This is a genomic window from Francisella salimarina (assembly GCF_007923265.1).
Taxonomy (GTDB): domain Bacteria; phylum Pseudomonadota; class Gammaproteobacteria; order Francisellales; family Francisellaceae; genus Francisella; species Francisella salimarina.
This window is the reverse complement of record NZ_VOJA01000005.1, coordinates 182,868-195,865: the sequence shown is the minus strand read 5'-3', so window position 1 is coordinate 195,865 and position 12,998 is coordinate 182,868. Positions and strand designations below refer to the sequence as shown.

The window sequence follows — 12,998 nt, the reverse complement described above, 5'->3', positions numbered from 1 at the left end:
ATGAATAAAACTCAATTTGTTCTAGAGCCTTATAATTACGATGCTATGATGCTACTTTGTGGCAATCTTGATGAAAATATTCGTGCGATTGAAAATTACTTCACTGTTGAAATTAAGCATCGTTCTGATGAATTTGAGATAACAAGTGAATCAAGTGCTAACAATACTCAAGCAAAAAGATTTATCAAGTCATGTTATGCTGAAATTTTAGCTGGAAATACTGAGCTTGATTTAGAACAAATCACAACAATTCTAAACGCTACTGCAAAAGAAAAAATAGCTTCAAGCAATAAATCTCAAAAGAAAGTTGAAGAAGCTGAAGTTCAATTAAGAAGTAAAAAGCTCAAAGCACGTACACAAAACCAAGCAATTTATCTAGATAATATCAAAAATAATTTTGTTACATTCGGGGTTGGTCCTGCAGGTACTGGTAAAACTTATATGGCTATTGCCTGTGCTGTGTCTGCCTATGAAAGAGGTGAAGTTAGAAGAATAGTACTTGTTCGACCTGCTGTTGAAGCGGGTGAAAAGCTAGGCTTTCTACCTGGTGATTTAACGCAAAAAATTGACCCTTATTTACGTCCAATGTACGATGCCTTGTTTGATTTTATGGGTGTCGAGAAAGTAACTAAACTAATAGAAAAACAAGCCATTGAGATAGCACCTTTAGCATATATGCGTGGTAGAACTATTAATGATTCTTTTATAGTCCTAGATGAAAGTCAAAATACTACTAAAGAACAAATGAAAATGTTTTTGACAAGAATTGGTTTTAATACTACTGCTGTCATAACAGGAGATATAACTCAGGTTGACTTACCTAAGAATGTAACTTCTGGCCTAAAACACGCCCTATCAATTCTTGATAATATTGATGGAGTAGCTATTACATATCTTAAATCAGTAGATATTGTACGCCATCAAATAGTTCAAAAAATTGTAAATGCTTATGACAAGCATGAAGAGAATACTAAAAATGGATAGTCTAAATTTAAATGTCATGAATGATGACGAACACCCCATACCTAATCAAGATTTACTAGAAAAATGTTTTGCTCTCGTAGCTGATAAGCATAATATTTCGCAAGCTGAAGTGAACGTAAACATTGTATCAAATCATGAGATACAGCAAATTAACAAACAATTTCGTAATAAAGACAAGCCGACAAATATTATCTCTTTTGAATTTGAAAAACCTGAAGGATTACCTGAAGATATAGCTAATGACTTTTGGGGAGATATTGTTATAGCTCCGGAAGTACTTCAGAAAGAGGCTCTAGACCAAAATAAAAAGCTAGATCATCACTGGCAGCATATTTTTATCCATGGATTATTACACTTACTAGGTTATGATCATATTACTGATCATGAAGCCGAAGAAATGGAAGACTTAGAAATTGAGCTATTAGCTAAGCTAGATATAGCAAATCCGTATATTGAACAAGAGAACTCAAATGTCAGAAAATAATCATTTCATAAAAAAACTTACATCGAGTATTTTTAATATTAAAAATGAAGATGCCCTTATTGATGCTATTAATAGAGCAGCAGATAATGAGGTTATTGATAAAACATCACAAAATATGCTAATTGGTGCTATGAAAATATCATCTTTAGATGTGGGTGATATTATGATTTCACATACTAAAATAGTTGCTATAGATATGTCAATGTCTATAAATGAAATTTTAGAAAAGACTATAAACTCCAGTCACACACGTTTACCAGTATACTGTAAAGACAAATCTGAAGTTCTAGGAATTTTGCATTCTAAAGATCTATTAAAACTAATTTTTGAAAAAGAAATTGAATCATCTGATGATGAGGAGTTAAAAGCAGAAGATATCAAAACTATACTTCGCCCTGCTATTTTTATACCAGAAACAAAAAAACTTAATGCGATGCTAAAAGACTTTAAAAATAGTCAAAATCATATTGCTATTGTTGTTGATGAGTATGGTGCAATTTCTGGACTAATAACAATCGAAGATGTCTTAGAAGAAATTGTTGGAGATATAGAAGATGAGTTTGATATTTCTAGTCAAAATATTATCAAAATAGCTGATGATAAGTTTATAATTGATGCTACAACATCAATTGAAGATTTCAACGAATATTTTGCAACCTCGATAGATGATGATGGTGATTATGACACTATTGCTGGGATGATAATTCAGACTTTAGAAAGATTACCTGAAAAAGGCGATAGTATTGTTGTTGATGGCTTGAAATTTATAGTACAAGAAGCAGATAATAGAAAAATCATTAAAATTTTAGTCGAAAAGTTTAAAAAGTAATGAAAAAAATTATTCTAAAAATCACTCCACCAGTATTAAGTGGTGCCTTACTAACGTTAGCTTTTGCTCCATTTCGCATCGATGTATTAGCTGTTGTAGCTTTAGTAGCTTTTTTTTATTTACTGTATAGATCAGTTAGAATTCGTGATGCTTTTTTCACATCTGCATTATTTGGAATAGGATTCTTTGGTACTAGTATATCTTGGGTATATATAAGTATTCATCTATTTACCGAATCAGTAGCTGCTGGACTATCTGCTGCTATTGCATTAGTAATTTTACTTAGCTTCCTACATATAATACCTTTTGGTGTTTTTAGTCATATTCTCACACGTAAAGCTAGTAAATTTGCTAAGCTATTAATTTATCCTGCATTGTGGACACTATTTGAGATTGTCAAAGCAAACCTTCTATGGGGAGGGTTTCCTTGGGTTTCTCTCGGTTACTCACAGACAGAATCACCTCTAATTTGGTATGCAAATATTGGAGGTGTTTATTTAGTAAGCTATATAGTTGCTTTGATTGCTTGTCTAATAGCCTTTTTCATCTGTAACAGCACTTCTACTAAGAAGACAATTAGTGTTGTAGCTATTATAGTAGCGTTATATTTAGGTGGTTATCTTATTAAACACAATCAACCTGAAATCCAAACGAATCAACCTCAAAAAGTAGTTTTGATCCAGGGCGATTTTGTCCAAGGGTTTAAATGGGATCGTGATAACTTTGCAAAAATGCAAAAGTACTATCAACAAGCTGCATCTAAATACAAAGATTCTTTAATAATACTATCCGAAAATGCTATCCCTAATTATCGACAATTCATGAGTGAATATTTTAGAAATCTTACAAAGTTAGCAAATAAAAATAATAATGCTATGCTCATAGGATCTTTAAGTGCTGATCAATCAACTGCTGGAACTAAAATTTATAATAGCTCAATCATTATTGGCAAAGGTGAAGGCGTTTATAATAAACACCACTTAGTTCCATTTGGTGAATATTTTCCAATTAAGTTTTTTGGATATGTGGATAGTGTTGGTCTTAGTAGTTTTAATGCTGGTGATAAAATACAACCTATTATGACAGCCTTTGGCTCTCCTATTGCTAATTTTATTTGCTATGAAGTTGCATATCCTGAACAGGTTCGAGATCAACTACAAGGTGCTAAGCTTATTTCTATAATAAGCGATGATTCGTGGTTTGGTGACTCGATAGCACGTGAGCAACAGCTACAGATATCTCAAGTAAGAGCTATAGAGAATAACAAATATGTTCTTACAACTACAAGCAATGGTATTACAGCTGTTATTAATTCAGATGGAATAATTGTCAAAGAACTACCTAAAGATACTCGCACCTCTCTTGAGCAAACGGTTTACCTCAATGATTATCATTCTATTTGGATGAAAGTTGGTATGTCATTAATATGGTTACTAATAATATTCAGTGTAATAGTTGGCATAATTATCAAAGAGAAATCACAAAAAAAATAATTATACTTTTCTCCTGTAAAGGATATGTTATAAACATTTAGATATTCCTTGTCCGACTTTAAAAAAAGATAAATACTTGCTATATAAAAATTTTTGTTTAATACAACTCTTCTATAAACTCTAACTTACTGGTTATGACAATATGTTAAACTCAAATGAAACGCCTACTATTTACATCTTTATCCTTAGTTCCAACATTTTTACTAGCAAACACTACTCTAGATGACTCTTTTAAGAATTTGGAAGATAAACATCATGGTAAACTCGGTATATACACCGTCAATACAGATGATAAAACTAATATCAGCTACAATGAAAATTATCACTTCCCAATTTGTAGTGTTTTTAAATTTTTATTAGTTGGTGCAGTTCTGGAATATGATATGCAACACAAAGGTTTTTTGGATAAACAAATTCTAATAACACAAGACGATATTGGTACTCTAGGTTATGCTCCAGTAACAGGCAAAAATATTGGTAAAACCTTGACAATATCACAGCTCAATCATGCGGCTATTCTAAGTGATAATCCTGCTGCTAATATCCTTGTTAGAGAGATTGGGGGCTTGGAAAAGCTTAATAAATTGGTAACAAAGCTTGGAGATAAAGATACTATTATCAAGAATGATGAGCCTGAAATTAACCGCACAAAACCAGATAACAATATCAACAAAACAACACCTAAAGCTATAACTCAAGATATCTATAATCTAGCATTTGGTAATATTTTAGATAAAAAACATCGTGAAATTTTTATAGGATATTTACAAAAAAATAATACTGGTGCAAATAGAATAGCTTACAGTATGCCTAAAAATTGGATAATTGGTGATAAGACAGGAACTTGTGGAGAGTATGCAGCTACCAATGATGTAGCGATAATTTGGCCACAGGATAAACAACCTTTTGCTCTAAGTGTTTTATATACAAATCCTAGTGATGTAAAAGCTCCAAGTAATGAAAAAATTATTCAGCAAGCATCTAAGCTCGTTGCAGATAGTCTATTAAATAATAATAGCTATAAATAAGATGTACGCCACATAGAAGAGACATTATTTACAACGGAATCCCTATCTTGAATATTAGTCAAGAAGTATAATCCAGTTCGTTGTTCAATATCCTTAATTGATACTCTATAATTTGCAATCTTTGTCTTCTCAACTCTTGCATTAGGCATTACAAAAGCTATGGCTTGATTTTTAGAAGGTACATATATTATCTTAAAGAAGTAATCCGGCACCGCTATCTTATTATCACCTATTGTTTTATGTATTTTCTGCTTCTTATATATAGGACCTGTATATACATAGATTGAATCATACATATTTGCCCAAATTCGCTCATCTGTTTCCAATCTCTCCCAACCTTGCCTGTTTAATCCGGCTTTTTGAGGAGACATATTTGATAATAAAAACGATTCATCAGCAGATTTTTTACTAAAGTCCATTGAAGCATAAGATGCCAAATGTCCTCTATCATAACCAGAACGATAATAATCATCTAATGTAGCTCGATAAACAAAAGGTATATCTCCATCCTCTTTAAATTTATCATCTCTTTTTAGTTTATTAGCGACTTTTGACCTTGTAAGCTTAAATGCTACCCAGCTTGCCTCTTTAGTCTGATAATTATATCCAACCACATAACCATCACGGCATAAATAGAGATTTGATTGTCCTAACCCTTCTGTCACATCATAACTAGGATTACCATAAGCCAAAAAACCATGACAATAATCAGTCACTGCAGGCAGTGTTCTAACGGGCGGATACTGCTTTAGGTTCTCGAATTGATTTATTTGCTGTTGCTGACCTTTTGCACTATCACTTTCAGAAAAGAATTTTGCAATTATATTTTGATTATCTTTAGCAGTATATTGCTTTAGTGGCTCGCTAGTAAAATAGTTATATATTTTATAACGTAAATCTATAAATTTTTCTTTAATATCAAACTTATCAAATAGAAGTCCTGAAAAACCTCCACTAATAGTTAATACCAAAAATAATACTATCTTTACATAGCTAATTGACTTCTTATTGTCTTTGTTAGAGTTTTTCTTTTTTGCTGCCATGTTTACCTATTTTTTATCACAAAAATATCACTAGAAATTTTCATCTATATTAATTGAAAAATATTAGAAATAAAAAATTATTCAGCTATTTAATATGTCTTGTCTTGAATAATAAGAAATCTTTGACTTCTTGATCTTCGATTAATGGTAATACTTCTTTTCTAATTCTACTATAGTAATTGTTTATAGTTTTTTTCTCGGTATAAGTTAGCATCCATGTTTCAATCAACTTATATTCATAAGGTACTAATGTCAAATCCTCAAAACAATAAAAAGGTCCATGCCCTGTAGGAGAATCTTGATTACGTTGTTTTACATAACACAAATTTTCAATTCTAATGCCAAACTGACCTGGAAAATATGCTCCTGGTTCATTGCTTAGAATCATGCCAGGCATTAGCTCAACTTTAGAAGCTGAGTTTATACGTTGAGGACCTTCATGCACACCTAAGAAACTACCAACTCCATGACCTGTACCATGAGCATAATCTGAACAGAAATGCCATAAATGCTCACGTGCTAATATATCTAAGTGAGATCCTGTAGTTCCTTTTGGAAAGACTGCCCTGCCTAAACCAAGATGACCTTTTAAAACTAATGTATAGTATCTTCTATGTTCATTAGATGGTCTACCAAAGTGAAGTACACGAGTAATATCAGTTGTTCCTTCTTTGTACTGACCTCCAGAGTCACATAGTAGAGGTGCTTGATCATCAATTTTGTTTAGATTTGCATCTCTCTTAGCTGAATAATGAATAATCGCACCATTAGCAGCATGACCAACAATATATGAGAAACTATCTTCAACATAACCCTTTTGCTTAGCACGAAACTCTTTGAGCTTTGCCATCGCATCAAGTTCATCTATCCCTTGATAGTTGTTCTCCATCCAATGCCACCACGAAATAAATGCTGCAGCATCCTTTTTATGAGCATCTTTTGATCCATTTATTTCTACAGAATTTTTAAGAGCTTTACTTAAAATTATTGGGCTAGTATCTTCGATAAGTTTACTATGCTCATTTTCTTTGATTGCTAATTTAACAGCATAGCTTGCAATATTACTATCAATAACAAATTTTGCAGCAAACTTTTTCAGATCTGTAAAAAACTCTTTATAATCCAGAACAATAATATTGTTTTGCTCAAAATCACTTAGAACATCTTCCGTGACTTTATCTTTATCAATATACAAGAAAGTACTTTCAACTGTAACCACCATATAACAAATTGCTAATGGCGTATTTTTGATATCTCTACCTCTTATGTTTAAAGTCCACATAATTGAGTCTAAGCTTGTTTCTATCAAACACTCAGCTTTGATAGATTTCAAATATGTTCTAAGATTTCTCAACTTTGAATCAACAGATTGACCAGAATATTGAATCTCATGAGCAAATATTTTCTCTTTAGGCAATGCTACTTCTTGATTAAGCTCTTTTTGAGCCTGAGCTACCAGATTAGTATTATCAAAAACAATTTTACCATCAACTTTTTTTGCTATTGATAATAAATTTTCCGCTCTAGTAATACCTATTTTTTTTGGATCTATCGCAAGTGTTTTACCAGCTAAATTTTCTTCAAGCCACTCTTCTATTTTTGAAGAAAAAGTTGTTTGCTTCAATAGTTCAAATTCATTTTTATCAAGTTGAAAATCTGCTTGAGTGAAGTACCTACCATCTGTAGAAAGATAAGACCTATCTAAGCCTACAAGCACATCTCCTGCTGAGCCATCAAACCCACTAATCCAACTACGGTACTGCCAGCATTCTGGAACATATTCATTATTATGATCATCTATAGATGGAACTAGATAAAAATCATAGCCCTTCTCTTTCATCAACCTTTTTAAAACTTGTAATTTTTCAGACATTTTATCCCCATTAGATATATTTAAATTCATTCAAACCATACAAATGTAGCTTGTCTACCTGTAGTACCTTCTTTACGATAAGAATAAAATCTTTTGTTACTGTAAGTACATAAGCCAGAGTCGACTATATCAAAACAGTGATTATCATTTAATATTTGTCGAGCTACCATTTTCATATCAAAAAGATATTTATCTTCACTTTTTGAGCGAAATGCTTGTCCATAAGCTTCATGCTGCTCTACAAATTTATCATGAACATCACAGCCTACTTCATAGAAGTTTCCAGAGATACAAGGACCAAACCAAGCTACTAGATCTAAGCCAACAAACTCTTTGAGAGTCTGCTCTAATATTCCTTGCAACAAACCTCTCCAACCAGCGTGAATAGCAGCTACTTTTGTCATCTTTTTATCAAAAAGTATTATAGGCAGGCAATCTGCTGTCAAAACTACACAAGCCTGCTTAGGCTTATCTGTAACTATAGCATCACAAAAATCACCACTATATTCTTCAAAATATGTGACAATATTTGTGTGATTTTGCCTTAACCATTTAATATCAGCGTTGATGTACGATCTAAATGAATTACGATTTTTTTCTACAGCTAAATGCTTATCACCAACATTATTTGCTAGATTAAATTTAGCATATTTATCTTTACTAAAGCCTTGAGTATTATTTGTATAACCTAGTTTAAGTCTAGCAAAAGGCGTATTTACAAAAACTACTGACATCCTCTTAAACTTACCTATTTTTTAGCGTAACGATTTTTAACATAATTCTCGACAATCTCTATAAACTCTTTTGAGATATTATCACCTCTGAGAGTATGAGCTTTTTTGCCATCTATAAATACTGGTGCTACAGGAGACTCTCCACTGCCTGGTAAACTAATACCAATATCAGCATTTTTTGACTCACCTGGACCATTTACTACACACCCCATTACCGCTACTTTCATAGCTTCAACACCATGATATTGGTCTTTCCATGTATGCATTTTTTCATCTAAATGATCTTTAACTGTACTAGTTAGCTCTCTAAAAAATGAGCTAGTAGTTCTTCCACAGCCTGGACAAGATGTCACACTTGGAGTGAATGTTCGCATACCAAGATTTTGTAAAATCTCTCGACAAACTCTAACCTCTTCTGTACGTGGAGCATTTGGTGCTGGAGTCAATGATACACGTATAGTGTTCCCTATACCTTGTTGTAATAATATCCCCAAGCTAACAGCACTAGCAACAATACCTTTTGTACCCATACCTGCTTCAGTCAGCCCTAAGTGTAGAGCATAGTCACACTCTTTAGCAAGCTTTTGATACACCGCGACTAAGTCTTGAACTTCACTAACTTTACATGAAATAATGATTTTATCTTTTGCTAGACCAAGCTCTTGTGCATACTTTGCACTCTCTAATGCCGAAGTAATAAGCGCTTTATGCATTATTTGCTGTAATGTTAATGGACTTTCTTGAGCATTATTCTCATCAATTAATCTAGCTAATAATGCCTGATCTAAACTTCCCCAGTTAACTCCAATACGAACAGGCTTATCATTTGCAATGGCAATCTTGATAATCTCTGCAAACTGAGTATCTTTCTTTTTACCAAAACCCACATTACCTGGATTTATACGATATTTTGCTAATGCCTTTGCACACTCTGGATATTTGCTAAGTAGAGTATGACCATTATAGTGAAAATCACCAACCAAAGGTACATAGCAATCATGCTTTGCCAACTCTTTAACAATCTCTGGCACAGCGGCAGCAGCTGGCTCATCATTAACGGTAATTCTAACTATCTCACTACCTGCTTTATGAAGAGCTAAAATTTGCTTAACTGTCTTTTCAATATCTGCAGTATATGTATCTGTCATTGATTGGACAACAACCGGATTATTTCCGCCAATTAAGACATCTCCAACTCTTACAACATTTGTTTTACTCATATAAGAACCCAAAAAATTATATTTATATTTTTAAATAATTTCACGAAAAGTATACAATGTAAGATTATATCATCATAAAGATTAATTTTCATAAGCTATGAACTTTAAAGAATTAGAAAATTACTTAGATAACTACTTTGATATTGCTCAATTTAAGGACTATTGCCCAAATGGTCTACAGATTCAAGGAGATAGAGATATCAAAAAGATTGTCACTGGTGTCACAGCATGTCAGGCACTTATAGACCAAGCTGTAAAAGAGAATGCTGATGCCATTATTGTACATCATGGTTATTTTTGGAAAGGTGAAAGTTACCCTATCGTTGGTATGAAGTATGAGCGTATCTCAAAACTTATAAAAAATGGTATACACCTATTTAGTTATCACTTACCTCTAGATGGACATTCTAAAATAGGTAATAATATCTTATTAGCAAAAAAACTAAATCTTACAAATATGGAGTTTTTTGAAACAGGTTCCAAGCCTGATATTTCAGTGATAGGTAACTGTGATTTAGATTTAGATACTTTTAGCGATTTAATAGAAAATAAACTTGACAGAAAACCAACTGTAATTTCTACAAAACAGCAAAATAAAAAAGTAGCTATTTGTACTGGTGGAGCACAAGACTATATTGAATATGCATATCAAGCCGGAGCTGACACTTTTATATCCGGAGAGATCTCTGAAAGAACAACACATACTGCTCGAGAACTAGGTATAAACTATATCGCAGCAGGACATCATGCTACAGAAAAAGAAGGTGTTAAGGCTATTGCTGAATTACTTAAACAAGAGTTTACTTTAGATACAAAATTTATAGATATAGATAATCCAGCCTAGTTACACTCATTATTTCCGAGGTAATTCTTGAGAGACTCCTTCAGGATATCCCCTGTAAGAGATAATCTTTTTATTATTACTTGGGTTAATAATTCTATCTATGTATCCCAAAAATTTAGTGTTATCAGTTCCTAGCCTATACACTAAACTATTCCAATTTATTTTTTTATCTTTGACAGTAATATTTGGATCTGCCCATGATGCCTCAGCCAAACCAGTCATTTTCGGAAATGCCATATACCATAAATGATTAGCATTATTAATATTCTCTGACCATAGAGCTCCTTCTAGACCCTTTATATTTTTAGCGTCTTTTGTTGATAAACTTGTAATCGTTGTTTTTGAATCTAAAGCACTATTTAAAGCAGCATGAGTATCTGCATATTCATTAGCCCAGTAAAAACCAGGCTCCCAAAAATCTGGATTATATGATAAATCAAAATATGTATCATCAGCATATGCTAATACTGTAGAGTAACCAGCCTTTGCTAGTTGCTGTGCTTCATTGTATCCAGAGCTATTAAATGCACTCCAAACCCAAATATATCCGGTTTTCTCAGAAGGTATTGAGTTTTTATCAATACCTCCCGCTAAATTTCCATTAGGATCATTTTGGACAGTTTGTTGCCATCCAGATATTCTAAGATTTGTATTTTGTTGCAACTCTTTGAAAAAATTATGCGATTTTTCTAATGCATTTAAATCTTTTTGATTTTCACATGTCGAGTCATTAGTCCAAGCATCAGCAGAAACTTCATCACCACCTACACTAATTTGTGGCTCAAAATATACTGTATTTTGGTTATCAAAAAGTTTATATATCTCAGTTACAATCTGATCAATCTTAGCTGTAAACTTTTCTCCTTGAGTATTTGATTGGTTATATAAACACACTGGTAAAACATCATCATAATACCCTTGTACACTTATAAAGTCACTTTTATCAGATTTATTAATAAATATATCTGGTGCTGAGTCAATCAATGCTTTAGCATGACCTGGCAAATCTATTTCAGGAATAACTGTTATTTGTCTAGCATTTGCATAACTAATAATCTCTTGAATATCTTTTTTTGAATAATATCCCTCATAAATCGTTGCAGCTGTTGGGTAATTAGGCGATATAATATCGCTATCTTTTATTTTCTGATTAAAGTAATTTGATTTATCTAAATTTGCTTGTTGATACATTTGTGCCGAAATAGTTGAGCTATCATTATATCCTCTTGTACTGGCTCTTTTAACATCTACACTATCTAGAGCTAGCCTAAAACCTTCATCATCAGAAAAATGAATATGTAAAGTATTTAACTTTTGGCTTGCCATAGCATCAATTAGTGTTTTTATTGTCTGAACACTAAAGTAATGTCTAGCGACATCTAGTAATATACCTCTATACTGAAATCTTGGTTGATCTTTGATTGTTACTTGAGGAAGTATCAACATATTACTAGTATTTTTACTACCAACATTATCTTTTTGATAAAGGTTTCTAAGTGTTTGGATAGCATAAAATAAACCAGCATTTGTCTGATATCTAATATAGATCTTATTATCAATTATTTTTAAAATATAGCCTTCTTTATTTTTAATAGATAAGTCTTTTTTAAGAATAATACTCGCATGACTTTTATCAGTAACTACTTTTAAGTCATTAGTTGTAATCTTATCTGTTTTAAAATATTGATTTAACAATTTGATATTCTGCTTACTATTAGAATCATCCACATATACTCCATTGTCTAAATTTATATTTTGCTTTGAGCCAATATCACTAATACTTAGGGGAGTTGGTATCAGATGATATTGATTAGCAAACTCTGAAGAATCACTGGTAATTGAGTTATCAATATATGATTGTAAATTTTGTTGTATTCCCATATCAATCTTAGCTGAATCATAGCCTTGAATGCTTGAGATTTCCTTAGTATCTTTAAATATATAAGCATCTAGATTAGCATTGGAAGTTATTATATTGCCGTTAGAGTCAATCAAAAAGAAGCTTTGAGGAAGAGATGATATATTACTAGGAGTCCATTGGTTATTATTCTCAAAATTAAATCTATATGTATGCCCTGCTTTTAATTCAAAATCAGTGATAACTCTAAACAAATTACTATACCCATCAGCATAGATCGGCATAGTAGCCAGATTGTCTGCTTTTTTAACATAAATTAAATTTGCCGATTTTTTAGTGCTTAAATCAGTTACCTTAAGAGTAAGATCAGGATTTACCTCCTTAGATGAGTTATAAGTTCTTGGCATGTAAAAACCAAAAAGCCAATTTCCTGTTTGATTTTGATTAACTTTGATATCAATATTCATATCAAAATTACGATTATTTTGACCGATATTTTTTATTTGAATTTTTTGTACATCAAAATCAGTTGCAAATCCACTACCAATTAAACACTGAGAGCTAAGTAATACAGCTATTAAATTCTTTTTCATATATGCCTTATATCA

10 protein-coding genes and 1 pseudogene are annotated in these 12,998 nt (G+C 32.1%); 6 read left to right on the top strand and 5 right to left on the bottom strand.

What is annotated here, in order from left to right; genetic code table 11:
- The 5 genes from FQ699_RS09140 to bla all read left to right on the top strand — a co-directional run bounded on the left by FQ699_RS09140 (window position 1) and on the right by bla (window position 4,818).
- Window positions 1-984, top strand: a complete 984-nt coding sequence (locus FQ699_RS09140) for a PhoH family protein (RefSeq protein ID WP_146422050.1) — start codon at window positions 1-3, stop codon at window positions 982-984.
- On the top strand, window positions 977-1,468 hold the full coding sequence (gene ybeY, locus FQ699_RS09135; RefSeq protein ID WP_179951700.1) for an rRNA maturation RNase YbeY: 492 nt from the start codon (window positions 977-979) through the stop codon (window positions 1,466-1,468). The genes FQ699_RS09140 and ybeY overlap by 8 nt, the downstream gene beginning before the upstream one ends.
- Window positions 1,455-2,297 (top strand): CorC family transporter, encoded by an 843-nt coding sequence (locus FQ699_RS09130; RefSeq protein ID WP_013922975.1) that lies wholly within the window; start codon window positions 1,455-1,457, stop codon window positions 2,295-2,297. Before ybeY ends, FQ699_RS09130 begins: the two co-directional genes overlap by 14 nt.
- Window positions 2,297-3,790: an apolipoprotein N-acyltransferase gene (gene lnt, locus FQ699_RS09125; protein ID WP_146422048.1), complete on the top strand. Its 1,494-nt coding sequence runs from the start codon at window positions 2,297-2,299 to the stop codon at window positions 3,788-3,790. The genes FQ699_RS09130 and lnt overlap by 1 nt, the downstream gene beginning before the upstream one ends.
- 155 nt (window positions 3,791-3,945) lie before the next feature.
- Complete coding sequence (bla, locus tag FQ699_RS09120) at window positions 3,946-4,818, top strand: class A beta-lactamase (protein ID WP_146422047.1); 873 nt, start codon at window positions 3,946-3,948, stop codon at window positions 4,816-4,818.
- Here the strand turns inward: bla and FQ699_RS09115 are convergent.
- From FQ699_RS09115 to ispG, 4 genes are all read right to left on the bottom strand, one after another.
- Window positions 4,809-5,861 carry a DNA/RNA non-specific endonuclease gene (locus tag FQ699_RS09115; RefSeq protein WP_146422046.1) on the bottom strand — a complete coding sequence of 351 codons (1,053 nt, stop codon included), beginning with the start codon at window positions 5,859-5,861 and terminating at the stop codon, window positions 4,809-4,811. The genes bla and FQ699_RS09115 overlap by 10 nt on opposite strands.
- An 85-nt stretch (window positions 5,862-5,946) precedes the next feature.
- Window positions 5,947-7,734: an aminopeptidase P family protein gene (locus FQ699_RS09110; RefSeq protein WP_179951699.1), complete on the bottom strand. Its 1,788-nt coding sequence runs from the start codon at window positions 7,732-7,734 to the stop codon at window positions 5,947-5,949.
- A gap of 26 nt (window positions 7,735-7,760) precedes the next feature.
- Window positions 7,761-8,468: a peptidoglycan editing factor PgeF gene (gene pgeF, locus FQ699_RS09105; RefSeq protein ID WP_013922967.1), complete on the bottom strand. Its 708-nt coding sequence runs from the start codon at window positions 8,466-8,468 to the stop codon at window positions 7,761-7,763.
- Window positions 8,469-8,482: 14 nt separating this feature from the next.
- Window positions 8,483-9,688: a flavodoxin-dependent (E)-4-hydroxy-3-methylbut-2-enyl-diphosphate synthase gene (gene ispG / locus FQ699_RS09100; RefSeq protein WP_146422044.1), complete on the bottom strand. Its 1,206-nt coding sequence runs from the start codon at window positions 9,686-9,688 to the stop codon at window positions 8,483-8,485.
- A 97-nt stretch (window positions 9,689-9,785) separates the two neighbouring features.
- Here ispG and FQ699_RS09095 point away from each other — a divergent pair, with 97 nt between their 5' ends.
- The gene (locus FQ699_RS09095; protein WP_146422043.1) at window positions 9,786-10,532 is read left to right on the top strand and encodes a Nif3-like dinuclear metal center hexameric protein; all 747 of its coding nucleotides are present in this window, start codon (window positions 9,786-9,788) and stop codon (window positions 10,530-10,532) included.
- 252 nt (window positions 10,533-10,784) lie between these two features.
- Here FQ699_RS09095 and FQ699_RS09835 read toward each other — a convergent pair.
- Window positions 10,785-12,413 (bottom strand): annotated as a pseudogene (locus tag FQ699_RS09835) (family 20 glycosylhydrolase); the annotation flags it as partial.
- Window positions 12,414-12,998 lie beyond the last annotated feature (585 nt).

Bases quoted from the DNA above. Each gene is read 5' to 3' on its own strand.
- FQ699_RS09140 (WP_146422050.1), top strand. From the start codon at position 1: ATGAATAAAACTCAATTTGTTCTAGAGCCTTATAATTACGATGCTATG.
- ybeY (WP_179951700.1), top strand. From the start codon at position 977: ATGGATAGTCTAAATTTAAATGTCATGAATGATGACGAACACCCCATA.
- FQ699_RS09130 (WP_013922975.1), top strand. From the start codon at position 1,455: ATGTCAGAAAATAATCATTTCATAAAAAAACTTACATCGAGTATTTTT.
- lnt (WP_146422048.1), top strand. From the start codon at position 2,297: ATGAAAAAAATTATTCTAAAAATCACTCCACCAGTATTAAGTGGTGCC.
- bla (WP_146422047.1), top strand. From the start codon at position 3,946: ATGAAACGCCTACTATTTACATCTTTATCCTTAGTTCCAACATTTTTA.
- FQ699_RS09115 (WP_146422046.1), bottom strand. From the start codon at position 5,861: ATGGCAGCAAAAAAGAAAAACTCTAACAAAGACAATAAGAAGTCAATT.
- FQ699_RS09110 (WP_179951699.1), bottom strand. From the start codon at position 7,734: ATGTCTGAAAAATTACAAGTTTTAAAAAGGTTGATGAAAGAGAAGGGC.
- pgeF (WP_013922967.1), bottom strand. From the start codon at position 8,468: ATGTCAGTAGTTTTTGTAAATACGCCTTTTGCTAGACTTAAACTAGGT.
- ispG (WP_146422044.1), bottom strand. From the start codon at position 9,688: ATGAGTAAAACAAATGTTGTAAGAGTTGGAGATGTCTTAATTGGCGGA.
- FQ699_RS09095 (WP_146422043.1), top strand. From the start codon at position 9,786: ATGAACTTTAAAGAATTAGAAAATTACTTAGATAACTACTTTGATATT.